At 43.6% G+C, this 23,572-nt stretch carries 19 protein-coding genes; 4 read left to right on the top strand and 15 right to left on the bottom strand.

Annotated features, from left to right (window positions below; all coding sequences use genetic code 11):
* Positions 1-50 precede the first annotated feature (50 nt).
* The 7 genes from HBAL_RS15875 to HBAL_RS15905 all read right to left on the bottom strand — a co-directional run bounded on the left by HBAL_RS15875 (position 51) and on the right by HBAL_RS15905 (position 10,164).
* Positions 51-4,034 carry a class I SAM-dependent methyltransferase gene (locus HBAL_RS15875; protein WP_012778209.1) on the bottom strand — a complete coding sequence of 1,328 codons (3,984 nt, stop codon included), beginning with the start codon at positions 4,032-4,034 and terminating at the stop codon, positions 51-53.
* Between the two features lie 78 nt (positions 4,035-4,112).
* Complete coding sequence (locus tag HBAL_RS15880; RefSeq protein WP_149037551.1) at positions 4,113-5,165, bottom strand: glycosyltransferase family protein; 1,053 nt, start codon at positions 5,163-5,165, stop codon at positions 4,113-4,115.
* Positions 5,166-5,431: 266 nt separating this feature from the next.
* A complete protein-coding gene (gene rfbB, locus HBAL_RS15885; protein ID WP_012778211.1) occupies positions 5,432-6,475 on the bottom strand; it encodes a dTDP-glucose 4,6-dehydratase in 1,044 nt (347 codons plus the stop codon).
* A gap of 8 nt (positions 6,476-6,483) precedes the next feature.
* Entirely contained in the window at positions 6,484-7,050 is a 567-nt protein-coding gene (gene rfbC / locus HBAL_RS15890; RefSeq protein ID WP_012778212.1) for a dTDP-4-dehydrorhamnose 3,5-epimerase, read from the bottom strand.
* 4 nt (positions 7,051-7,054) lie between these two features.
* The gene (gene rfbA / locus HBAL_RS15895) at positions 7,055-7,927 is read right to left on the bottom strand and encodes a glucose-1-phosphate thymidylyltransferase RfbA (protein ID WP_012778213.1); all 873 of its coding nucleotides are present in this window, start codon (positions 7,925-7,927) and stop codon (positions 7,055-7,057) included.
* A 153-nt stretch (positions 7,928-8,080) separates the two neighbouring features.
* Positions 8,081-9,145 (bottom strand): glycosyltransferase family 2 protein, encoded by a 1,065-nt coding sequence (locus HBAL_RS15900; protein WP_012778214.1) that lies wholly within the window; start codon positions 9,143-9,145, stop codon positions 8,081-8,083.
* Between the two features lie 62 nt (positions 9,146-9,207).
* A complete protein-coding gene (locus tag HBAL_RS15905) occupies positions 9,208-10,164 on the bottom strand; it encodes an NAD(P)H-binding protein (protein ID WP_012778215.1) in 957 nt (318 codons plus the stop codon).
* Positions 10,165-10,256: 92 nt separating this feature from the next.
* Here HBAL_RS15905 and HBAL_RS15910 point away from each other — a divergent pair, with 92 nt between their 5' ends.
* Positions 10,257-11,141 carry a LysR family transcriptional regulator gene (locus HBAL_RS15910; protein ID WP_012778216.1) on the top strand — a complete coding sequence of 295 codons (885 nt, stop codon included), beginning with the start codon at positions 10,257-10,259 and terminating at the stop codon, positions 11,139-11,141.
* Between the two features lie 3 nt (positions 11,142-11,144).
* On the opposite strand, the gene htpX is transcribed toward HBAL_RS15910, so the two are convergent.
* Positions 11,145-12,137: a zinc metalloprotease HtpX gene (gene htpX / locus HBAL_RS15915; protein WP_012778217.1), complete on the bottom strand. Its 993-nt coding sequence runs from the start codon at positions 12,135-12,137 to the stop codon at positions 11,145-11,147.
* Positions 12,138-12,193: 56 nt separating this feature from the next.
* On the bottom strand, positions 12,194-13,093 hold the full coding sequence (locus HBAL_RS15920; protein ID WP_012778218.1) for a LysR family transcriptional regulator: 900 nt from the start codon (positions 13,091-13,093) through the stop codon (positions 12,194-12,196).
* Between the two features lie 127 nt (positions 13,094-13,220).
* Between HBAL_RS15920 and HBAL_RS15925 the strand changes: the two genes are divergently transcribed.
* Positions 13,221-13,919, top strand: coding sequence for a DUF4386 domain-containing protein (locus HBAL_RS15925; protein WP_012778219.1), 699 nt, complete (start codon positions 13,221-13,223; stop codon positions 13,917-13,919).
* 47 nt (positions 13,920-13,966) lie between these two features.
* Here HBAL_RS15925 and HBAL_RS16515 read toward each other — a convergent pair whose 3' ends face one another.
* Positions 13,967-15,943, bottom strand: coding sequence for an acyltransferase family protein (locus tag HBAL_RS16515; RefSeq protein ID WP_012778220.1), 1,977 nt, complete (start codon positions 15,941-15,943; stop codon positions 13,967-13,969).
* A 447-nt stretch (positions 15,944-16,390) separates the two neighbouring features.
* On the bottom strand, positions 16,391-16,918 hold the full coding sequence (locus tag HBAL_RS15935; protein WP_012778221.1) for a hypothetical protein: 528 nt from the start codon (positions 16,916-16,918) through the stop codon (positions 16,391-16,393).
* Between the two features lie 107 nt (positions 16,919-17,025).
* Here HBAL_RS15935 and HBAL_RS15940 point away from each other — a divergent pair, with 107 nt between their 5' ends.
* Both HBAL_RS15940 and HBAL_RS15945 read left to right on the top strand, forming a co-directional pair.
* The gene (locus tag HBAL_RS15940; protein ID WP_012778222.1) at positions 17,026-17,916 is read left to right on the top strand and encodes a LysR family transcriptional regulator; all 891 of its coding nucleotides are present in this window, start codon (positions 17,026-17,028) and stop codon (positions 17,914-17,916) included.
* Between the two features lie 99 nt (positions 17,917-18,015).
* A complete protein-coding gene (locus HBAL_RS15945) occupies positions 18,016-19,956 on the top strand; it encodes an acyltransferase family protein (protein ID WP_012778223.1) in 1,941 nt (646 codons plus the stop codon).
* A 70-nt stretch (positions 19,957-20,026) separates the two neighbouring features.
* On the opposite strand, the gene HBAL_RS16660 is transcribed toward HBAL_RS15945, so the two are convergent.
* The 4 genes from HBAL_RS16660 to HBAL_RS15960 form a co-directional block, all read right to left on the bottom strand.
* Entirely contained in the window at positions 20,027-20,161 is a 135-nt protein-coding gene (locus tag HBAL_RS16660) for a DUF2256 domain-containing protein (protein ID WP_012778224.1), read from the bottom strand.
* 8 nt (positions 20,162-20,169) lie between these two features.
* Positions 20,170-20,811, bottom strand: a complete 642-nt coding sequence (locus tag HBAL_RS15950) for a haloacid dehalogenase-like hydrolase (protein ID WP_012778225.1) — start codon at positions 20,809-20,811, stop codon at positions 20,170-20,172.
* Positions 20,812-20,900: 89 nt separating this feature from the next.
* Entirely contained in the window at positions 20,901-21,548 is a 648-nt protein-coding gene (locus HBAL_RS15955) for a hypothetical protein (RefSeq protein WP_233356786.1), read from the bottom strand.
* Positions 21,549-21,634: 86 nt separating this feature from the next.
* Positions 21,635-22,939, bottom strand: coding sequence for a replication initiator protein A (locus tag HBAL_RS15960; protein ID WP_012778227.1), 1,305 nt, complete (start codon positions 22,937-22,939; stop codon positions 21,635-21,637).
* Between the last annotated feature and the right edge of the window lie 633 nt (positions 22,940-23,572).

The following is a 23,572-nucleotide window of genomic DNA, read 5'->3' on the forward strand; positions in this document are numbered from 1 at the left end:
AAATATAGACCAGTTATTTCACTGTGGGATAAATTGGCCGCTAATAGATGCTAAGCGTCTATGTATTCCTTTTCATAGAAGTCTTCCAAAAGTTTGACATCTTTAGGTGTATCAAATGTTGCATCCGGCACACTATCTAAATCACCTGTTTGAAACACCAAATTCTTTAATTCGATAATCTGTTGGACGACTTCAATTGCACTTTTCTCGGAATCATAAAGCCAGCATGCAGATACACCGCTAACCCGCTCCGAGAATGCGCCCAATTGTGGAGCCAAAATAGGCAAACCAGCAGAGAAGGCTTCGCTCAACGTATAAGAATATGTCTCGGCGCAGTGTTGAGGAAAAAAGACTAGATGAGGATTTGCAGTAGATATCAGCTCAGGTAATTCCTCCGCTGCATATCTGCCAGTCACCTTCAATACGCCAGATAAAGCAGATACGCGTTTATCAAACTCATTCGGGAATTCCCCAATAATCTCCCATTCAATATTGGTTTTTTGCAGTACGCTTTGTTCAATGCAATCAAGAAGAAAACCACCACCCTTATGCTGGGCCATGATACCGATGGACACTATTTTCAGCGTGTCAGCAGGCCCAAGCTTTGAAAGTGTGACCTCCCTTTTAGGGTGGTATAACTCCTTTTCATGGGGAACAGCGACGATGTTTTCATTTGAAGAATACTTTTGAATCCGACTCGCGACATCTATTGTCGGACACACAATTCTAGCAGCGTTATTTAAGATATTACGTCCCTTCTGACGCCACATTATGATATCTTTGCTGCGAGGGTCTGGTTTTTCGCGTAAGCATTTAAGACACCCAAATTCATCCGGTTCACCACAATAGCTTCCTTCCGAGTTAATGAGGTTATTGCGCGGACAAACCAATGAGTAATCATGTATAGATAAGTCATATTCACCGTCATAGACGGCAAGGAAATCATCCATTTCATCCATAACAACTAGTGCGTGGTGGAAGTGAACCTTATCTACTCCTAAAGCGTCTAAGATAGGTATCGTTTCGCTGAGTTTTTGCGCCTTGAATTCAAAACGTCGCCATTGTTCACCCTCTGGCAATAAGAATGCAAACATGAAACCATCGGGTAGTTCCTGTGTGATCATCACCATGTGAAGCGCTTCGGCAGATGTGTTTTCAATCAGTTCAGCAACTTGTTTCTCTGTTCCCCCGCCCCAAGGGTGCAAAACATGCATCAATCTAGGTTTATTACTTTGCTGGATAAGCTTGGCAGACACACTGAACCGTAAAGGCAATGCAGGATCACACTCAATCCACCGAGAAACAGAAGGCTCGTAATCTGGATATCTGTTGCGCAATATTTCACCGCCCACCAATTGTTCAGCAGCAGCACTTTCTCCAAAACTTACACTTCCATGATGGAAAACAAATACATCCCCAGCAAGAATGTTTTTCCATCCATTTGCCAAAGCTTTCTGGCAATAGTCATTCTCTTCCCCATACCCCTTGCCGTATTCTTCATCGAAATACCCAATTTCGGATAAACTGGCCCGACTGATAAACATGCAAAACCCAACGCCAGTCGGCATTTCAACGGCTCTTAATTCATTGGCTTGCGAACAAGCATCATCCAATTGGGCAAGACTATACCCATTAGGTAGCTCCGGCGCGCCTCCAATTGCTGGATATGTACAGATTGTTGCGTTGTTTGAAAACGCTGTCACTGTTGCCACATTTGAGTGTGACAATGCTTGGCGCGTCATTCTATCTAGCCAATTACCATGCACTTCGGTGTCAGCGTTCAATAGAACCACATCGCGGTCACTGGCTTTCATGGCTTTGTTTACGCTTTTGACGAAACCAAGATTTTCATCATTGACCAGCAGCACAATATTTTCGTTTGTTTTTGCATAATCAGGCAATGCTGCTCTTAAAGCTGGTTCAGGGCCGCAATCATCAACGAGGTATAATTTACCAAATGACTTATTATCAGACATGTATTTAATCGTTGATTCAATACATGTTTTGGTTTCCGTTTCGCCGCCATAAACAGGAATAATGACATCCACTTTCGCAGATAATGGTTCGTTGTTTAAAATCGATGTTTTTGGAAGAATATCATCAACATTAGAACCCGGCGCGCCCAACTCAAATAGACTTTGTTCAAAATTGTGACGACCAACCAAAGGAAAAAACGAAGCCCCTTCAGATTCCATGCTCAACTTATCAGCTACAGCCTTACGACCTTCAAACTGTCCATTTTGTAGAAAGTGCTTTAATGGATCAATTCCAATAGCAGCTATATCCTCATGTAGCTTACGATAGAAACCACTATCAAATTCTGAGGATGTAGCCCTCCCCTCATGAGACCCATTGGAGATGTAATGTTCCAACGTTGTTATGGGGAGATCTCTAAGATCATGGTATGTTTGACGATAAAATACAGGGTCGAAGAATTTATTTGGCTTTAAACCCGATTGATCACCGCTTGAGATATAATGCCCGATAAGGTCCATCTCTGATTTCTGATGATCTGGAAGTTGCTCACGATAGTAAGTTGAATCAAATAGTCCTGAACGACGAATGAGAATAGCTTGTTTGGTGATAAGAAGTGTATTCCGAATACGAGAATTCTTACCAAGTACTTTTCTAACAACATCAACACCAAACGTTTTGATATCTCTGATTATATGAATCATCCGAGATTTGATTCCCCCTTGAAGTCTGCGAGTTACTTGAATGAATTCATCTTCAAGCTGAGCTAGGCGTATTTTATCTTCTTCCCAATTGGCACTTGTGCGCTCTTCGCGGTTACGCTGCTCAATTAGTGCAACTTCGCTTATCAGAATTCTTTCTTGAAGCGCATCACACTCTGTCTGTTGGGCTTGCGAACGCAATGTGACAAGCTCAACTTTCTTTTCCAAAGCCTTGCAATCATGCTCTAATTTATCTCGCTCCTGCTCAAGTTCTAGACGATCACCCTCTAGATTAGCTTGATCCTGTTCAAGTTTAGCTCGATTTTTTTGAGTGGCCTCTAATTCTTTGCTTAATGAATCATAATGTTTTTGGAGCAAGCCCTGTTGATCCATGGATTCGTTAAGTAAAACCTGCAAGCGATCGCGTTCTTGTTTCGCCGTTTCAAGTTGGCCATTTAGAGCGCTGTAATTTTCCTGTAGCAATTTCTCCTGAGAGTTTGCTTCTTCAAGTCTAGTTTGTACCTGGTCTCGTTCCTGCTGTGCCGCCTCTAGCTGCCCACCAAGTGCATTATAATGCTGTTGTAACAGAGTTTGTTGCTCTGTTTTTTCTGCCATCAATTCAGCGAAAAACTTCTTTTCGTATTGCCCCACAATTGTCGATGCATGCGATTCAAAATGCGAGCGTATTTCTTGTGTCTGCTTAAAGTTTTCACCGCTCTTGATGAGACATTCTATTTGTAGGTTTGAAATGCCCTTAGGCGCTAGCACACCCAATCCGTTCGAGTGGATAAATTCAAATCCACCATGCTTTTGTTTTAATTCATTCCAAAGTTGGTAAACACCAAAGCCGCGATCGCGCACTGCTGTATCATGAAAAATCACCACTCCATTTGGTGCAAGTTTATCAATCCACGTCTCATAATCATCTTTGACGGCATCATAAGTATGCAGCCCGTCAATATGAAGCAAATCAATAGAACCATCATCAAAGGAGCCAACAGCTTCATTAAAAAGGCTGCGCATTAAGCTTGCTATATTCGGATATTTTTTCTGCGCATGTTCATTCACACTATTGTAAATTACATCACTATATTCACCTGCATGCTCATCACCCTGCCAGGTGTCCACAGCAATACATTCGGTTTCAAGTTCGAGCTTCTCAACGATCTGACAAAAAGAGAAGAAGGAATTTCCCGTATGCGTACCAAGTTCAACAATTCTTTTTGGTTTTAAGTTTTCCACCAACCAAAAGCTAAAGGGAATGTGCCCTATCCAACCGTCGGGTCGCTGCAAATGCAGTGGTTTCATACCAGTAAATTTCGTTGCCTCAATTGGCATCCCTGCATTGTCCGAACTCATGAGAAATTCCTATTCAAGCTACACAACTATATTCAAAGGTATTTTTAAACTAGAACCAGTTTCTTCAAACGGCACAAACTAATTCGCTTTCCATCTATCAGAATACTGCGAATACAAATTCTCTTCTGAATGCCTGGAATTACTATTCTCTTTTAGGAGCTTCTGCATCTGCAAAAGTCTTTTTGAATGTCCATCAAGATTGTTTAGATGGTTTTCCAAAAAGCCTTGGGTTGAAGTCTGAAGCTTTGAGAGTTGCTCAGGCTTTTCTAAGAAGCCACATAGCGCCTTATAAATTCCTAGCTCATTATTCTCGCAAAGAATTCCAGTTACACCCGTTTCGATTGATTCCCCGTATTCTCCACAATTACTTGCGAGAGTGACGAGGCCCATCCCCGAATATTCAAGCCATTTGATATGACTTTTGGATTGATTGAATGTGTTGCTAACAAGTGGAGCGACACCAACATTGTAGCCCTTCAAGCCTTGAAGCCAGCTTACAAAAGCAGGATAAGAACTCCCCACTCCATAAGGTATTTCAATTGAATTAATCCCATCAACGAGATCCTCGTCCGGCAAGACACCAATCAAACTTAACTCTACCCGGTTTCCATATTCACTACGAAGTTTCTCGAAGGATGGATATAAAAGAGAGAAAAAATCACCGCCATGAGTGGCTGAACCCATATATAAAACATTCAATAATGGGGCTGTTTCTTCAGCATCAGTTAGTTCTTCAATGGATGTATTTGAACTTTTCCAAATGCGGTCATCTAATTCGTTCGCGATTTTCAAAATGTTCGGGTTCAATGCCTGTAACCGTGTTAACAGCTCATTTGTTGAAACCCATACCTCATCCGCTGCTTCACATAAAGCACGCACAAAGACGCTCATTTTTTTATAATGATCATACTCAGAGTGTTCGCTGTCCAATGACGTAATATCATCATCCAATTCATACACCATTGGTGTATTCGACTTACGACAAAATGATATCAGATAAGAAACATCTTCTTGAGTAGATATTGCCAATCTTTGCACAATAACAATATCTGGTTTGAGTTCACTTAGAGCGTCCAAAGAAACGAAACGAACATCAAATTCGTTTAGCACTGCACTTTGAGTCAGAGGCAATATAAGCCTAATATAACCGCAAGCAGTCGGATATCCTTTTAAATGGGCATCTAGCAAAACGGCAACTATCGGCTTTTTTATACTTCTATTTCTACGTCTCAAAAGATACAAAGCCTCTTCACCAATTTAGACCTGTGTGTCGCAAAAGCTAATTGCAAAGAAACACATGCAATACCAGCCCTAAAACTCGAATATAACTTCAATCAGACTAATTATACTATTTCTATGCTCATTTACTGGTCAGACGTCGCTCTGATTTGTGACAATTATTTGCCTAATCTCTGACCAGAATAACGACCTTCACGAATTGGTTTCCACCACCACTCATTGGCTAGATACCAGTCTATTGTTTTGGTTAAACCTTCTTCAAATGTGACACTTGGTTCCCAACCAAGATCATTTTTAATCTTGCTGGCATCAATCGCGTATCGCATGTCATGGCCAGGACGGTCAGTCACAAATTCAATCAATTCACGTCGCGGTTTATCTATTCGGCCACGTTCATCAAGAATGTCGCAAATGCTCTCAACAACACCAAGATTTGTGCGCTCACAATTGCCGCCAATATTATAGCTCTCCCCCAATTTTCCCTTCTCGAGGACTGTTGCAAGCGCTACTGCATGATCTTCCACATAGAGCCAATCACGCACATTATCACCCTTGCCATACACAGGTAGCGTTTTGCCTTCCAGTGCATTCAAAGTCACCAATGGAATCAGCTTTTCTGGGAAGTGAAACGGTCCATAATTGTTGGAACAATTCGTCATCACAACAGGCAGCCCATATGTACGCTCCCAAGCGCGAACTAAATGATCTGATGATGCTTTAGAAGCTGAATACGGAGACGAAGGCGCATAAGGTGTTGTTTCAGTAAACAAGCTGTCATCAAAAGGTAAATCACCAAAAACTTCATCCGTTGAGATGTGATGGAAACGGAATTTATCAGAACTATTTAGAGTGTCTTTCCAATAATGCCGCGCGGCTTCCAGCATTGAGTATGTCCCAATGATGTTTGTTTCCATAAAAGCAGACGGACCATCTATCGAGCGATCCACATGGCTTTCAGCAGCAAGGTGCATAATCGCATCAACCGAGTGCTTTTTCAAGACAGCTAAGACAGCTTCGCGGTCGCAAATATCGACCTGTTCAAAGGCATAATTTGGATTATCCTGTATCTCTTTTAGAGACTCAAGATTTGCAGCATATGTGAGCTTGTCCAGATTGACGACAGAAACGCCTTTATCCTTGATAAGGTGTCGACACACTGCTGACCCAATAAAGCCTGCACCACCAGTTACAAGTATTTTCATTGCTTGCCTTAGCCTTGTTTATATTCAAAATTATTGTCAACATCAGCCAATAATGGCGCGACCGCATCTTTGCCTGAAAGCTGTGGTTCATGCCCGTTTAGAGGCCAATCAATGCCAATCGCAGGATCATTCCAGATAATCCCCCGGTCATTTTCGGGCGCATATCCAGAGGTGACTTTATAGGCCACTTCAACATTGGGTGTCAGTGTTAGAAAACCATGCGCAAAGCCTTTAGGAACAAGGATTTGATTTCCCTTTTCGGCCGTCAAAGTAATGCCAACCCATTTTCCATAATCGGGCGAATTTTTACGGATATCCACAGCAACGTCGAAGATTTCGCCCTTCAAAACACGCACTAATTTATCCTGAGCGAACGGATCTGTCTGGAAGTGTAACCCCCGCAATACAAATGCCTCAGCTGACAGCGAATGATTATCCTGCACCCACCCTGTCGGCAGACCAGCATCACTAAAGCGTTGTTCGCTATAGGTTTCACTGAAAAATCCACGCGCATCGCCAAAACGGGCTGGTGTAATTTCTTTCACACCATCCAGACCTAAATCACGAACTTCCATGAAATTAACCTTTATCCTGCGCCAAGCGGATCAAATACTGACCATATTCGGTTTTCTTAAGAGGTTGCGCCGCTGCAACCAGCTGATCGGCTGATAAATAGCCAAGGTCGAACCCTATTTCCTCTGGGCAGGCAATCTTGATTCCCTGACGGTGCTCAATTGTCCGCACAAATGAAGATGCTTCGTGCAAACTGTCATGTGTTCCTGTGTCGAGCCAAGCATAACCGCGACCAAATTGCTCTACTTTCAGATTGCCCTGTTTGAGATAAGCCAGATTAACATCTGTGATCTCTAATTCACCGCGCGGTGATGGCTCAACAGCTTTAGCGATATCAACAACTTGCTTATCGTAAAAATAAAGTCCTGTTACAGCCCAGTTTGATTTAGCTTTTTTAGGTTTTTCTTCAATTGAAAGCGCTGTGTTTGTTTCATCAAATTCAACGACACCATAGCGTTCTGGGTCAGCGACTTTATAAGCAAATACAGTCGCACCCTCTTTGCGTTGAGCTGCTTGAGTACAAATATTTTTCAAATTTGCACCGTAGAAAATATTGTCGCCAAGGATCAATGCAGCAGGTTCATTATTAAGGAATTTTTCTCCAATGATGAATGCTTCAGCCAGACCATTTGGGGCATCTTGAATTTCAAATTCTATATTAATACCGAAGCGGGATCCGTCACCGAGCAAGCGCTGAAAAGCTGGCATATCAATCGGTGTGGTAATGATCAGAACATCTTTAATACCCGCCAGCATCAAGACACTTAGCGGATAATAGATCATTGGCTTGTCGTAAACTGGGACAAGCTGTTTTGAGACACCCATTGTGACTGGAAATAAACGGGAGCCCGTTCCTCCGGCTAATATAATCCCCTTCATAGGGCCCCCTTAATTCGACTGTTTACCATACAAAATTAACAGCCAAAGCGTTAGCTTTCAACTGTAAACGCGTCAACCGCAATTGCCTATATTACGAAAATCGAACGATATTGATCATACATCAGTCACGACTTACTGTTTAATGCGTATCGATTATTTGTGGGTATACTCTCGAACATCTGTTAGCCGATTGGACAATAAGCGTGGGTTCCATGTCATCATGCTTATGATCTGCAAACTTCCCAATTTGCGACTCGCTTGAACGATTTTGCGTCGCTTCATCACGCTTTTATAGTCTTTGAAACTGGCAGATATGGCCCGTATAAAAGTCATTTCAAACCCGCGTCTCGCGAAGATGTAAAGGTTTGCAATTATATGCATTGGCATAAAAAGAAAAAGCGCAATGGGCGGCATGTTTTGCAGGAAAACCCAGACCCGATTGCGAGTGCCATGAAAGAGAGCAAAATCGCCCACTTTGTCGGATAACGCACTGCCCGCATGGTGGATCATTGCATCATGCAAAAAGATGCATCTTTCACCATTTAGTCGCAAGCGAAATGCCAAATCCACATCTTCACAATAACAAAAGAAGCTTTCATCAAATCCACCAATATCGAGAAAAGTCTGGCGATGAAATACGGCACCAGCTCCACAAGGGCTGAAGCATTCTCCCGTATTTGGCATTTCTGAAACTGAACGCCCAAACCCTCCCCGCCAAGGTATTCCAAAGACGTGATAATTATCTCCTGCACCATCCATAATGCCAGGTTCATCTAAACTATATTGTGCGCTGGCAAACATTTTGATGGCTGGAAATTTATCTATCCCGCCCGCAATTTTTTCCAACCAGCTTTCATCTGCCACAGCATCAGGATTGAGCATAACAAGCCACTCTCCATTTGCTAATTTAGCGGCTAAATTATTGCCTTTGGCAAAGCCGTGATTTTCAGCTTCGGGCATGAGATGGACGCGATCTAAACCAGTAACGTCTAATGTTTCCATAGAGGTATCGGAAGAGTCATTGTCGATAACAAATAGCTCAAAGTCTTGAAAGTTTTGACGTTTTAAAGAATCGACTGCGCCTTGTAGATAATCACCGCCATTAAAATTGACGATGATCACCGAGAAAAAAGGAGATATCACTTGCTCTTGCATTTCATCTTCTCCCAGCTTTTCAATGACTTTACACAATTTGAAAAAGGCTCTGATGCACGACATAGCTAGCCCCTATCACTTTTGTGTATCTGGGATGAGATTGCTTGTCTATCTGAGTAATCTCTTCACGAGCTCAAACATTTCATATCTATCAAACTAGAATAGATGGTTGCATCTAATGGAGTGTGAATTTCTTCACCCAACAGCTGGATAAGGCGTGTATTATCCAGCTTCATCGGGTATTTCCAATATGGTGCAATCTCGGCTGCTTCTCTTGGGAAACCGCCCAAAGGCGCAAGCAATTGCATCGCCCACCATGGAAACGTCGCACGCTTTATTTTACGGCCAAGTATGCGCTCTATTGAATCCGCCATTTCATGGCCGGTTTGCTCATAAAGACCTTCAAATTGCAAAACTTCAAAGTCCTTCAATTTTTCTGGTATTTCAATCAAGCGTGAAAAACATTCAGCAAGATCAGGTAGATAGGCCCAAGAGTGACCTGCACCGCGTGCAGTCATGGTTATCTTTGTTACAGGTTTACCCGCTTTGATCATAGCCTGCGAAAACCAGCTAGAACGTAAATCAGAGCCATAAAAATCCCCTGCTCTCAAGATTAAAACAGGTGAATTTGCAGATGCCCTTTCTAATCGCTTTTCTAATTCCACCCTGATTTTGCCTTTACGGCTTTTCGCATTTTGAGGCGTTTCAGCATTAACTAAACGCGTATTTACGGGATCATAATTGTAAATTGTCCCCGGTAAAACAATTCGCGCACCAATCTGCTCGGCTGCGAAAATTGTATTGTCGATCATAGGTAAAACCAGTTTGGACCAATTGCTATATCCAGGTGGATTAAGCGCATGAATAATGACAGACGCATTTGTAGCTGCTTTAATTACATCATGTCGGATCATCGCATCGCCCTGCACCCAGTTTACGTCTTCTGCAAAAATTTTCTGAGCTTTTTTAACATCACGCACTAACGCATTTATCCGCCACCCACGTGCGAGCAGAGCCTCTGTGATTGCTCCGCCAACACCGCCTGTTGCGCCCAATACACACGCTATTTTTCCATTTTGCATTTTAAATCTCCATCACAAGAATGACCGAAATCTGGATGAAAAATCGCTGCAAATAAATTGACTAATTATTTTCATCAGCTAGTCATTATTTTATGAGCAATCAAATATCATGGGATGATCAACGCATCTTTCTGGCCGTGCTGGAAGAAGGCAGTTTATCTGCTGCAGCAAGAAAGCTTGGCTTATCCCAGCCTACAGTGCGCAAACGTTTAGAAATACTAGAACATGCTTTGGGATGTGTGCTATTTACGCGTTCGGTCAATGGCCTCACCCCCACCCCAAAAGCAAGAAACTTGCATGACGCAGCTAAGAAAATGGCGCTTGCATCAGATTTATTCGTTCGCCAATCTACTGTTAAAAAAGGAGAAATTTCAGGAAGAGTTAGACTAAGCGTACCTGATTTTATGGGTATCGAGGTCGTGCCTAATTTCCTCACTTCGCTCAATGAAGTCCATCCTGCTATTCAAATAGAATTGGAATTGAGCAATAAGCCAGCCAATCTATTGGACCAAGAAGTTGATATTGCTATCCGCACGATAGCTCCCCATCAAGATGCCCTTATAGCCAAGCAACTTCCCCCGATTCAGCTTGGTTTTTTCGCCAGTAAAAAATATCTGGCAAAACGTGACATACCGCAAAATCTCTCTGATTTTGAAATGCATAATCTGATCGGACCAGATAGAAACAGGACTGATATTGCGATTGCCCAGTCAATCAGTCCACATTTTAGCGATGCAAACATCGTGTTAAAGTGTGATAATCATCCCGCTCACTTATCCGCAGCGCGTGCGGGGCTGGGCATTGCAGTGGCGCAAATTCCAGCCGGTAATAAAGACCCAAATCTTGTACGAATATTGCCTGATTTTATCGTTGCGGATATGAGCGTTTGGGTCGTGACGCATGAAAATTTCAAACACGATCCACGTATCAGGGCCGTGTTTGACCATCTGGTTAGCTGCTTTTCAAAGAAGCACTAAATCTTATTTCCACGGGTCATTGCTATCGCTTTTTTTATCAATCGGTTGGGCAAAAGCGGGCAATTTAACGTCAGCTTTTGTGCGTTTTCTGTGCTCTGGCTGCGCGTTTGGTGTCGACTTTGTATCGACTTTCAGCTTCATCAGTGCGGCAATTCTGTTGTGCGTTGCCGGATGTGTTGAAAACAGCTTGTCACCGCCCCTGCCATTTAATGGGTTGATGATAAACATATGCGCCGTGGCCGGATTGCGTTCGGCTTGCTCATTCATCGCAGCGCGACTTGTACCATGAGCGATCTGCTCAATTTTTTGTAAAGCACTCGCCAAGGCTTCTGGGTCACCAGAGATTTCAGCGCCGCCCTTATCTGCTTCATATTCGCGTCCACGGCTAATTGCCATTTGCACCAAACTGGCGGCCATAGGCGCTAAAAACATAATCGCGATTGTGCCAATCAGACCGCCTGTTCTTTCGCGGTTGCCGCCAAAAAACATTGCAAAGTTTGCCAATGCCGAAATCGCACCAGCAATTGTCGCGGTAATGGTCATTGTCAGCGTGTCACGATTTTTCACATGAGCGAGCTCATGCCCCATCACACCGCGCACTTCACGTCGGTTGAGCATTTGTAGCAAACCTGTTGTTGCTGCAACGGCAGCATTTTCTGGGTTTCGGCCTGTGGCAAAGGCATTTGGCTGGTGATTTTCAATAATGGTGATACGCGGGATTGGCATGCCTGCATTGCGCGCCATATCTTTCACATCTTTGGCATAACCAGCAATCAGTGGATCGCGGTCATGTTCGTCCACTTCTTTTGCCTTATACATGGATAAAACAATCTTATCAGCATTCCAATAACTGATGAAATTACCCGCGCCCGCAAGCACAAGTGCGATAATCATACCCACCTGCCCGCCAAGCATAAAACCAATACCCATAAACAAGGCTGTTAGCCCTGCAATAAGCATAAAAGTGCGAATGTGATTGTTTCCCATGATCCTCATCTATCTTTAAATGCGTTTATGCACTGACATAGAGATAAGAAGAGATTCTGGCTTTTCTAGGGTTGAGGATATTTCGCGAAAGCTTCAACCAATCTGTCAAAAACAAATCTTATGCGGCGATTGGTGCGCAATTCTTTGTGGGCAACTAACCAATAACTAACTGGTATCGGTGTTTGTGGCACGGGCACACGAATGAGCTCTGGAAAATTGAGCGCAATATCTTCCGTAATAATACCGATGCCCAGTCCTTTTCTAACCAGTTCCCAACTTACTGTTCCATTCTCACAAGAGAGTTTGAAACTATCAGGCGATGCCGGAATACCTATTGCATTTAAGCCCTGTAATAATTGGGTATTATCGCCAAAACCGATGAAATCAGCATTGTTCAAATCTGCAAGTGATGCCGGTGCACCAATTGAGGCTAAATAGTCTGGCGTCGCATATAACCAACAATTGACACAGCGCACTTTGCGCCCAATCAAATCTGGCTCGATTGGTTGGGCATGGCGCACAGCAATATCAGCTTCGCGTCGCCTTAAATCGCTCAATGTATTGGTGGCAACAATTTCCAAAATGACGCCCGGCTCTGCGCGCCTGATATCAACCATCATATCAGGTAGAATATAGGTTGAGACAGCATCAGAAGCGCTGATTGCGACGACGCCCTCAATCTGATCAATCTGGCCTGTCGCGGTTAAAGAAAACTGCACGGCCGCCTCGCCCATTGCGCGCACATGATCCACAAGTTGAAGACCATGCGGGGTGAGTTCAAGGCCTTTGCCAACACGCTCAAACAGACTGACGCCTAATTCTTCTTCAAAGGAAGACACCTGACGACTAAGCGTGGGTTGGTTCATATCAAGCGCTCTTGCAGCGGCCGATAATGAACCCTCTTCTGCCGTCACGAGAAAAGCGCGTGCTTTATTCCAGTCGAATTTTATTGATCGCCAATCCATACATATATGTATACCTAAATTCATAATTTCAGCAATATATTATACAAATTTGATAGAGTATCTAACGGCCATCACCGGTTCAAATCATTAAAGGAGCTGGAAAACACAAAGCTTTTGGAAAATGAAAATGACATCTCATGATCGTGCTACTCCGACTTTTGCTCACCTTACTGGCCTCGTATATTTATTTATCGCCCTCATTGGTGGATCGGCTTATTTTCTCGTATCTCAATCACTTATTGTACCCGGAAATGCAGCACAAACTGCTGACAATATTAGGGGAAATATGTCCCTGCTTAGATTGGGAATCACTGCTTATCTGGCTATCCTCGCACTTGATATATTGATGACATGGATGCTGTTTCATCTGTTTGCCAATACAAATAAGCCCCTCTCCATGCTGGCAGCCTGGATGCGTCTTGCTTATGTGTTTATACATGGCGCAGCGGTTTTAAATCTCGCCTCTATCCTCAACATTGCAGAAGGCGGATTGCGTGCAATGCCGAGCGACTATCAAAACGATATGATCCTGCAATATGCAGAAGCCCATCTTGATGGCTTTATGATTTCATTGCTATTTTTTGGGATACATCTCTTACTTATCAGCTATCTGATTTGGAAATCAGGCCTATTACCCAAAGCTTTAGGTGCATTTTTATCAATCGCGGGCATCGCCTATATTTGCGACACGCTGGCTATGGTTTTATTGCCAAACTACGCGCAGCTTCAGCCTCAGATTGAGCCATTTGTGGCTATTGCTGCAATGATAGGCGAAATCGGATTACTATTATGGCTGCTGATTATGGGAGTGAAGTCACGCGCATAAGCAATTAAAAATCACCTAAGAATCTAGGAACTGCGCACAAACTAGCACTAACCTGCTCTTTTCTCCCGCGCATCATTTAAAATAAAATCATAAAAATGAAGCGCTTTTCCGAGTGCTCTTGAGCCCTCAGTTGTGAGGTGTCCGCCATCATAATATAGGGGTGTGTTTGCTACCATAACATCGCAAACACCATCATGGCAAAGCTCATTCTTGAGTGAAAGCACACGATGATGCATGGCCAAGTCTGTCAGCAGACCTTCAATCTGTAATTCGCCTTTTGCAAGCTCATTTGTGTGTAAGAGACAATTTTCTTTGCCAGATAAGCCAAACCATTGGCTCTTTGCCAGACATCGACCAATATTGTGATCGCTATTTGGCATTGGTCCGATAATGACGACTTCTTTGCCGGCCTTTTTAAGCCATGCAATTGTATCTAAAATCTTAGGCTCGACCGTTTCAACCGAAGTTGTGATGTGTTGATTGTCATTGGACACAAAATATTCAGCTCTCACAATCTGAGCAAATTGCGAAGAAAGCACTACGGTATCAATGTCAGGATTATCGGCTATAAATTGAGACGCTTGATTGTTGAACGATTGGCATTGCTGCGTCCAATTTGCTCCTTTTTGTCCATTGCCCCACGGATTAAAAGGCGTGGCATCGCGAATTGGCGGACAAGAATGCATTGTTAGCTGATACAAATTCACATCGGGTTCGGATGCAATCACACCATCAACAAGGTGCATCGCAAAAGAATCTCCCCAAACGGCGATTGTCTTACGATCTGCTGACCCTGCTTTTATACAATCACGCGGAAGAGGAGACATGTGGCAATTGGGCGATAAACCTTCGGTTTTTTGAAAAGCCTGCTCAATATTAGCTGCCAAACCATGCTTACGATCCGGCATACCGTGGCTTGAATACTCAACAATCCCAATCGCAATGATCAAGACGCACAATGCCGACGAAACTTGTACTATTTTTGTGAAGTTGAATGTCTTTCTATTTCTAAACGGCGCTTCGACATATTTGGTTGTCAGCCAAGCCAATACCAAAGTCAGACCAATGACAAATATCATGTTTGTAAGAGAAAGTTCGAACAAGCTCATATGACGGGCGAAAGCAAATATTGGTTGGTGCCAAAGATAAGCACTATAGCTAATGAGCCCGATCCAAATCATTGGTTTTAAAGTCATTAAGCGTGTAGAAAGCGTTCCTGTATGGCCTGTACAGCAAATAATTAAAACGGTTCCAAGCACTGGAAATAATGAAAACAACCCAGGCATGAGCATGGTTTTGTCTAGGAAGATATAACTTCCCACCACCATTATAATACCTGTCCAACTGCCTATTTGTGTCAGACGTGACGGCGATAGAATGCGTCCACCCAATGCCAAAGCAATGGCAGCTCCTGCCCCCAATTCCCAAGCGCGGCTTGGCAATAAAAAGAAATTGGCGTCAAAAAAGCGTCGGCTTCCGATCACGCTAAACAAGAAGCTTCCTAGGGATAAAGCGAGGATAACGTAAAGCACGGTTTTACGTGGCAGTTTTCTCATAGCTAATAGGAGAAATGGGAAGAAGATGTAGAATTGCTCTTCAACTGCCAAACTCCACGTGTGCAACAATGGCTTTAAATCAGAACTGGACGCGAAATAATCTGTTTGGCTCCAGAAGAAAAAGTTGGAAGCAAATAAATTGACTGAGACAAGGCTTCCCGCAAATTCATATAAATCTGAAGGCATCAATAAAAAATAAGCAGCAGGAATACACGCCAAACACACCAAAAATAATGTTGGGAGAATACGGCGTGCTCGTCTTTCGTAAAATCCTAGAAACGTGAATTTTCCCAAGGACATTTCTGAATAGAGAATGTTGGTGATCAAATACCCACTTATGACAAAGAAGACATCCACACCCAAAAAACCACCTGACAGCGACTGTAAACCGGCATGGTAAAGTATGACTGGAACGACAGCTAAGGCACGAAGTCCATCAAGTTCTGGTCTGTATTGTAGTTTCGTCAAAACTGTCCCCTATCGAAACTTTTTCATTGGTAAAGGCAATAAGAGTGCCAACCCAAAACGGCTTTGTAATTTGACACAATCACCTCTGCCGTAATCAGGATTCTATACCCTGTTCAAAGCAGATATAAATCCGCAAAGGCGGGAATATTCATAAAGAAGGAGGAAGTAAAAATGGCTGTGCAGCAAACAGGCAGCCTTGTGCCCAAAAATACACAAAGCTGCCTGCACCGATGCAAGCTGAGGGTCATATTTAGTCGAGGGGGCATTAACTAAATAGCCGCTCAGCCTCTGGGGGTGTCTTGCTCAGACATAAACACAACGCGTCCCTTACCTGTTGGTTGCATGGATTGCCGACAAATTTTCACTTTCTTCTAAAATAGTGCGAACCTATAAAAAATGGAGCGCTTTTCACGGCGCTCCAAGTGCATGGTGAAACGATGTAAGTCACTATGGTGTAAGGTTTTTATATTCCTCTTTAACCTGTTTCATTTGGGCTTCGCCTTTTTTTAATAGTGCCTCACCCTTTTTGATTTTGGCTTCACCATTAGACAGGTTTTTCTTACCTTTTTTCTGTTTATCTTTCGCGTCTTGAAGTGCAGATTTTGTTTTCTTCACATCTTTATCGAGTGATTTAATACGCTCTGCTTCAGACTCGGCTTGTTCAGGGCTTGTCGCAGCACCCATGCCTAACACGGCTGCATCATATTGAGCTGTCGCATCATCAAAAGCTCGCTGGGCTTTACGCTCTTCAGCCTCGCCATCTTTGATTTGGGTGTTCCCTTTTTTGACGAGCTTATTCCCGTCTTTAATGAGCTCTTCACCTGAATTGACTTTTTTCTCGCCAGCTTTCCACTCTTTCGCAACGTCGCTGACTTCGTCTCCAAAACTTTTTTGAGTTGTCATACAGCCTGTTGCGCCAAAAGCTGTCGCTGCAATAAGAGCGATCAACGCTGATCTCATATTTGGTGTAAACATGATTGTATTCCTCTTCTTTTTTATCTTTTCCATTTACATCATGTACCGCATCCCATTAAATCGGACAAACGAATATATTTGGCAGTTTGTATCGAAAAAAGCGATATATGATGGATGTAGTTCAAGCTCAGACTTTTCTCGCAATCGTAGAATGCGGTAATTTCATAGAAGCATCAAAACGCGTAAACGTCACTCAATCGACAGTCAGTGCACGCATCAAATCCCTTGAAGAGCAATTGGGCAAAGCCCTCTTTTATCGATCTAAAGGTGGATGCACCCTCACCCCAGCCGGTCAGCAGTTTTATCGGTTTGCGCGATCCATGGTGCGCGTTTGGGAAGAAGCTAAACACCATGTGGCTGTGCCAGAAGGCTATGACGACACGATTATCATTGGCGGGCAATATAGTTTGTGGAACCGCTTATTGGTGCAATGGGTGCCCCAGTTTCAAGCGCAAATGCCAAATGTTGCAATCAAGTGCGAGATTGGTATGCCTCAGCGGCTAATCCAAGAAATGAGCGAAGGCACAATGGATCTAGCTGTTGTCTATCGGCCAGAGCAACGCCCCGGCATGTATGTCGAGCAATTGCTTGAAGATGATCTCATTCTGGTGACCACTGATTTAGAGACGCCGCTGCGCGATAATTATATCTATAATGATTGGGGCGAAGCCTTTCGCACAACCCATGCTGCCACTTTCCCCGATCTGCATAATCCAGGACTGACAATTAATCTGGGTGCTATCGGGGTTAATCTGGTCATTCGGAATAAAGGCGCGAGTTATTTTCCCAAACGCATTGTGCAAACGCATTTAGATGAAGGCGTTTTATTTCAAATTCAGGGTGCACCGACTTTCTCATTTCCGGCCTATGTTGTTTATCAGGAAGCTTTTTCTTCCCCAGAAATTATGGACTGCGCCCTCTCCACGCTTCGCTTTATCGCGACACAAGCTGTTGAAGGCGAATTACCGCCCCCTTTCTGGCAAAATTTGTTGGGCTAAGGCGGTTTTTCCAAAGCATTGGAATTGGCGTCAATATTGCATCCTCAGATCTCAAGAGAATTTGCATACTTGATTGACGTGGGATGAGTAGATTTAGATATGAAATATAGACCGGAAATTGATGGGCTGCGCACCATAGCTGTTCTACCAGTTCTATTTTATCATTTCGGAATGACGACTTTTTCAGGTGGTTTTACCGGCGTCGATATTTTCTTTGTGATTTCCGGCTTTCTGATCACATCCATCATCACTGCAGAAATCGACAAGAAGACTTTCACATTCGCCAATTTTTATCGCAGGCGCGCCCTTAGAATTTTGCCGCCCCTCGCGCTTGTGGTTGTGGCAACATTCATCGCAGCATGGATGTTTATGCTGCCTGCCGAAGTAGAAGAATTGGGACGCACAACAATTGCGACGTCACTCTTTGGCAGCAATATCTATTTCTTTAAAGCCTATAGTTATTTCTCGGTATTGGCCGAATCTAACCCGCTTCTTCACACATGGTCATTGGCTGTTGAAGAACAATTTTATTTTGTGACGCCAATTATCTTATGGTTGATATGCTTTATAAAACCATTGGCAAAATACCGCGCCCATATCATCGCTTTAGGCGTGATTTTTTCCTTCGGGCTGAGCCAATGGCTACTCACAAAATCATCTGAAGCTGCTTTCTATCTCCTGCCCTCTCGCTTTTGGGAATTGGGTGTCGGATCTTTAATAGCTTTATATGGTTTTGATAAAAGCATGCCTGATAAATTGAAAAATTATGCTGGTATTCTGGGGGCTGGTCTTCTGGCTTACTCCATCTTCATGCTTGATAAGGATGATGTATTTCCCGGGTTGAATGCGATTTATGCCGTTGCGGGTACAGCTCTCATCATTTTAGCAGGATTGCAATCGTGGACAGGTTTAGTCTTAAGCCAAAAGCCTTTCGTCTTTATCGGTAAAATCTCATATTCCTTATATCTGTGGCATTGGCCTTTGCTGATTTTCTACAAGATCGTTTTTCTTAAAACCCATTTGAGCCTAACAGATAGTCTACTTCTGACATGCCTATCTATTGTGATTGCGTATCTATCTTGGAAATTTTGGGAACAGCCTTTCCGAAAACTGCGCGCTGTTTCGTCATTTCAAACACTCTCTGTGACGACAATCGGCCTCATCGCAACTGTGTGTATCTCTGTATCTATTTTGAGCATTGAAGGTCGCTGGCGTAAATTTGATCCGGAGATTCATGCGCTCACTGAACTGACTATCAATTATTCCAGTACAGATGAAAATCGCTATCAATTCACCCCTCGGGGTAAAGATTGCTTTATCACGACTGCGACAGCGGCAGGAGGCAAAGGCTATAATGTTGATGCTTGCCTTTCAGCACAGAGCAATAAACAACCGCTTATTTTTTTAGGAGATAGTCATAGTGCGCATTTGACAGGTCCGCTTCAAGACGCACTGACGGACTATGAAGTGCTGCCGCTGCAAGCATCGGGTTGCCTTCCCTTATGGCCACTAAAGGGTGAAGCAAGATGTACGGATTTATTTCAAAAAGCCCTCACAGACTATATTCCAGAATTGGAAAAACCTGTTGTGGTTGTCTCTGCACGCTGGACTGCATGGGGCGCTACGCCAGACGCTTCATATGAAACAAAATTACACAATCTTATCGAAAAACTGAATGAAGCAGGTGCTAGCAAGGTGATCATTTTGGGGCCAACGTTGGAATATACCACCAACCTACCCCTTCTGATGGCTCGTTCTAAATTGGTAGGCAAAACCAATATGACTGCTTTCATCAATCAGGATATTTATGCATTCGATGAAATGATGAGCGCATTGAATAAAACAGATTCTCACGCGGCATCTTATATATCACTTGTAGATGCATTGTGTGAGCGCAACAATTGCGACAGCGATAAACCTCTTCTATTTGATGACAATCACCTCACACTAGAATCTGCTCACAAAGTAGCCCAGATTGTGAGCGAACAGATGCAGAATATACGCACGTCTGAAATGACAGTGCCTATGAATAAGTCTTGATGTTTCAAGTTTTAGTTTTTCGTAGAAATGGCATATAAAAACAATTGTTTAAAAGCTATTTTCATACTTTTTATGCCTGTTTGTTTCTTCGGCATTTTTCTGAACAATAAACCACATCATTCCAGACTTTCTCCCATTTTTTGCGCCAATTGAATGGGCGTTTGCAAACAGGACAAATCTTTGTTGGGAGATCCGATTTCTTCACGATACCCCCTATTTGCGTGGCACTATTTCCTGCACCTCGACTTTTGAACCATCTTCTCGGGTCAGGCTGTAAGATTGTGCCGGAGCGTTAAATCCATAGCCTTTGAGTGCGGCTTTCCAGACAGCGTAATCCTGGGTGCTGTTTCCAGCATAATAAAAACCCTGCGGACAGTTTTCTGTCAGGAAATTCGCTTTGTTCTGTGAGGTCAGGTTGATTGCGTCTTTGACGCTAGCGCTCTCAGGACCTTCTGTGCCTTTTATGCGATCAAACTTGCCAATATAGGTGGCTAATTCTGCAGCCATTTCATCTACCATGAGCTGATCAGAGCCAGACACGAGCCACACCTGCCCGCCCTTTTTCTTATGATCCTGCATTAACCGAATAGCTTTGGGTTCAGTCACTAATTTGCGCGGGTCAAAATAATCCCCCACCTGACGCACAAGCCAACGTTTGGCGTGTGGCCTATTGGTGAGCATTTTATAGCCCGCAACCGGCAATAAATATGGCTTGTATTTCGCGCACAATTTAAACAGCTCGGCTGTGGTGTCTGTGTAGATGAGCGTGCCATCCAAATCCATTGCGAGCACGGGCAAATCAGGGTCTGGCGCTGTACCGAGAAGAAGTTCGTCAGTTGGTGTCGGGTTGGTCATGAAAACTGCTTATTATTGTTCGTCTGCGAGTACCAGTCTTAAATTGCCACCTCCCTCAATAATCTAATTGGACCATCGTTGAGATACACCTAATTGGAGACATGTAACTTATCGCCGATAACAAACCGGATGCCTGAGTGAAAGTTATCATCAATTTGTTGCGCACAAGTATCAAAATCGTCTGCACAGACTTTTCCTGTAAATTCTAGCCAGTAAAAGCTTTTCAATTCTTCACTCGTTGGTAGCCAAATAGTATTTTCAAACTGCATCTTAACGACCGGACAGGCATTCTGATCCAGCCGTACTAAGGAATAGTTTTGACCAAGCCTTTTTAGTGTCTCTTTCCAAAAATCTGGATTTACATTTGAATTGAGATGCAATGACCGAAGTTCTTGGGCATCACGAAAAGGACAATTGCTGATATCTGTTGATATTTGAGCAATTACGGTTTCCTGTATTATCCGAGCGTTCCAATGAAACCCAATAAATGGTGAGTTCTTTAGGTGCAAAGTGCGCCCATCTCCCTGAGCAAAGGGTAAAATGTATTCAGCACAAGCCGATACACAAACTTCACCTATTTCTATGTTCAGTTCATTTTCTGCAACCAAGCCGATTAGTTCCGCTGCGCTGCTGGGAAGTCCCCCAGAAGACGATATTAGAACAGTCTCCACATCCTCTGGCATTTCTTCAAGTAGACCAACCATCGCTGAATCTATTTTGCCAAATAGTTTTAGCACTCTTTGGTTATCTTCAGCTAAGCTCAAACCACTTGAAGCAATGGCGAGTAATGCTAAATAAATGAACCGGAATGAACAATACATCCCTATTCTGGTTTACCTCTGGTTTTAAACCAGTTTTTGCAAAATCCGATAAAGGCAGCGTCGGGTTTGCGCGGGACGAGGTCGATGGCGCTTTCAGGGTCAGCCCCGATCAAGGCGGATTGGGCGCGTTTGCCAATCCATGTGCGCCATTCATCCTCGATGAAATATATATCCCAGCCCGGCGCTTCTTTTTTGGCGGCATCATAGCCATCAGCTGAGATCTGCATACGGCGTAGTTGGCTGGCAATCTGGCGGCCTAATTCCTGACCACTGCCCTCTTCGCTTGAGCTTTGGAGATCATTTTTCTTGGCGCGACCCGTCGCTATTTTGTTGGAAGCGGAATGGCTATCGAGGAAATCCTGACGCGATGTGGCGTGGAGAATATCGTTTTCGATATAGACATCATAATCTGGCAGATGGTTATCATTGACCACCTCGTGCAGCTTGCGGCGAAACTCGCGGCGTGTGGCTTGTGATCCTGATTTGCGGTGAAGCTTATCCACCCCAATCGACCAACCATCCTGTTGGCCGCAATGCTTTCTGATAATCTCGTAAACGCGGCGTTCAATCGGCCGGCGCAAACGCCAATAATCACGGTGGAGTGTCAACACTTCGTCGGCGCGAATAGCTTCCATTGTCCAATCTGAAATCGTGACTTCCAGACGTTCAGGCCGCAAACCACCCTTTGGTGTGCGACGTGTCTTCATTTTTACGCGTTCAAACAGACCAAACCATTCATCATGTTCAAATCCACCCGTTTTCACATTTGTGCGGTAACGTGTGCCTTCTAGCCGCTCAATGGAATCCACCAATGCCTCATAATCCCTGCCCCCTGTCGGGCGGTTTGTGTAAGACAAGAAGTGATATGGATCTATCACAATGGTTTTAGGTGTTTTGCCTGATCTCTGCTTTTCGCGCATGATGTGGGAAATAGCATATATGAGCAGGTCTTTGTCATAGATTGTCGGCAAGCCTTTGATACTGGGACGAAATTCTATCCAGCGACCATCATGTTCAAAACGACGTGGATTCCGGTCTGGCTTTTTAGTCAGCGAATAAAATGGATATTCCAAACTCGCCATATCGCTTTTTAAAACAATATCGACCAACTCACACACGAACAAATCTCCCATGGGATAGCGCTCAGGCAATAAGGGAGAATGTTTTGGGTTTGGATCTAACATTTCGTCAAACAAGGGTCCGGGATCTTGCGGCGACAGCACTTCACCAGAAACTGAGCCAGAGTCCGCCTCATCATTAAGGCCCTCTTCTTCTACCGTTTTGTGCGTCGCTGTGGATTTCACCATGGGTAAGTGCAAACCTTATCCTACAAATTTTCAGTCAGAATCATCGAAAAGCGTGTGTCTTGTGTCGGGAATTAGACACGTTCATTGGCTGCATGTCCAATGATTTATCCTTAACAAACGCCGTATGTGGGCCAAATCCCCTGTAAATACGGGCAATTCTTGAAAATCGGTGATGTAGGATATCTTTGTTTTCATAGAATCATCACTATCCACATGATTCTCGGGAATCAGACACGTTTTCTTGTGGGATAAGTTTTTTTGTTGGGGAACAGACACGCTTTACCCGCCTCCAAACACAGAGAAAGGCCGTCAAAAGGACTCAAAAAATGTAATTCTGGCGAACAGACACGCTTAAACTGGCGATTAGACACGGTATTTTGAAAAAATGGGGATTAGACACGGTCTTAAAACCTGCAAAACCCAGTTTTTGGCGATTAGACACGGTCTAGGAAATTAACGATTTCAACGCCCCGTAAATGATATTCAGAAATTGGCGAACGGACACGTTTTTGTGGGGTTTAGACACATATAATTGGCGAACAGACACAGCGTGTCCAATAGCCTGCTGTAAAAACAAGAGCTTACAGCCGAATTTAGACCCTTAACACTATATCTAACACATATTTAAACACT

The sequence above is a fragment of the Hirschia baltica ATCC 49814 genome (assembly GCF_000023785.1).
Lineage (GTDB): Bacteria > Pseudomonadota > Alphaproteobacteria > Caulobacterales > Hyphomonadaceae > Hirschia > Hirschia baltica.

Bases quoted from the DNA above. Each gene is read 5' to 3' on its own strand.
- HBAL_RS15875 (WP_012778209.1), bottom strand. From the start codon at position 4,034: ATGAGTTCGGACAATGCAGGGATGCCAATTGAGGCAACGAAATTTACT.
- rfbB (WP_012778211.1), bottom strand. From the start codon at position 6,475: ATGAAAATACTTGTAACTGGTGGTGCAGGCTTTATTGGGTCAGCAGTG.
- rfbC (WP_012778212.1), bottom strand. From the start codon at position 7,050: ATGGAAGTTCGTGATTTAGGTCTGGATGGTGTGAAAGAAATTACACCA.
- rfbA (WP_012778213.1), bottom strand. From the start codon at position 7,927: ATGAAGGGGATTATATTAGCCGGAGGAACGGGCTCCCGTTTATTTCCA.
- HBAL_RS15900 (WP_012778214.1), bottom strand. From the start codon at position 9,145: ATGTCGTGCATCAGAGCCTTTTTCAAATTGTGTAAAGTCATTGAAAAG.
- HBAL_RS15905 (WP_012778215.1), bottom strand. From the start codon at position 10,164: ATGCAAAATGGAAAAATAGCGTGTGTATTGGGCGCAACAGGCGGTGTT.
- HBAL_RS15910 (WP_012778216.1), top strand. From the start codon at position 10,257: ATGAGCAATCAAATATCATGGGATGATCAACGCATCTTTCTGGCCGTG.
- htpX (WP_012778217.1), bottom strand. From the start codon at position 12,137: ATGAGGATCATGGGAAACAATCACATTCGCACTTTTATGCTTATTGCA.
- HBAL_RS15920 (WP_012778218.1), bottom strand. From the start codon at position 13,093: ATGGATTGGCGATCAATAAAATTCGACTGGAATAAAGCACGCGCTTTT.
- HBAL_RS15925 (WP_012778219.1), top strand. From the start codon at position 13,221: ATGACATCTCATGATCGTGCTACTCCGACTTTTGCTCACCTTACTGGC.
- HBAL_RS15935 (WP_012778221.1), bottom strand. From the start codon at position 16,918: ATGTTTACACCAAATATGAGATCAGCGTTGATCGCTCTTATTGCAGCG.
- HBAL_RS15940 (WP_012778222.1), top strand. From the start codon at position 17,026: ATGATGGATGTAGTTCAAGCTCAGACTTTTCTCGCAATCGTAGAATGC.
- HBAL_RS15945 (WP_012778223.1), top strand. From the start codon at position 18,016: ATGAAATATAGACCGGAAATTGATGGGCTGCGCACCATAGCTGTTCTA.
- HBAL_RS15950 (WP_012778225.1), bottom strand. From the start codon at position 20,811: ATGACCAACCCGACACCAACTGACGAACTTCTTCTCGGTACAGCGCCA.
- HBAL_RS15960 (WP_012778227.1), bottom strand. From the start codon at position 22,939: ATGGTGAAATCCACAGCGACGCACAAAACGGTAGAAGAAGAGGGCCTT.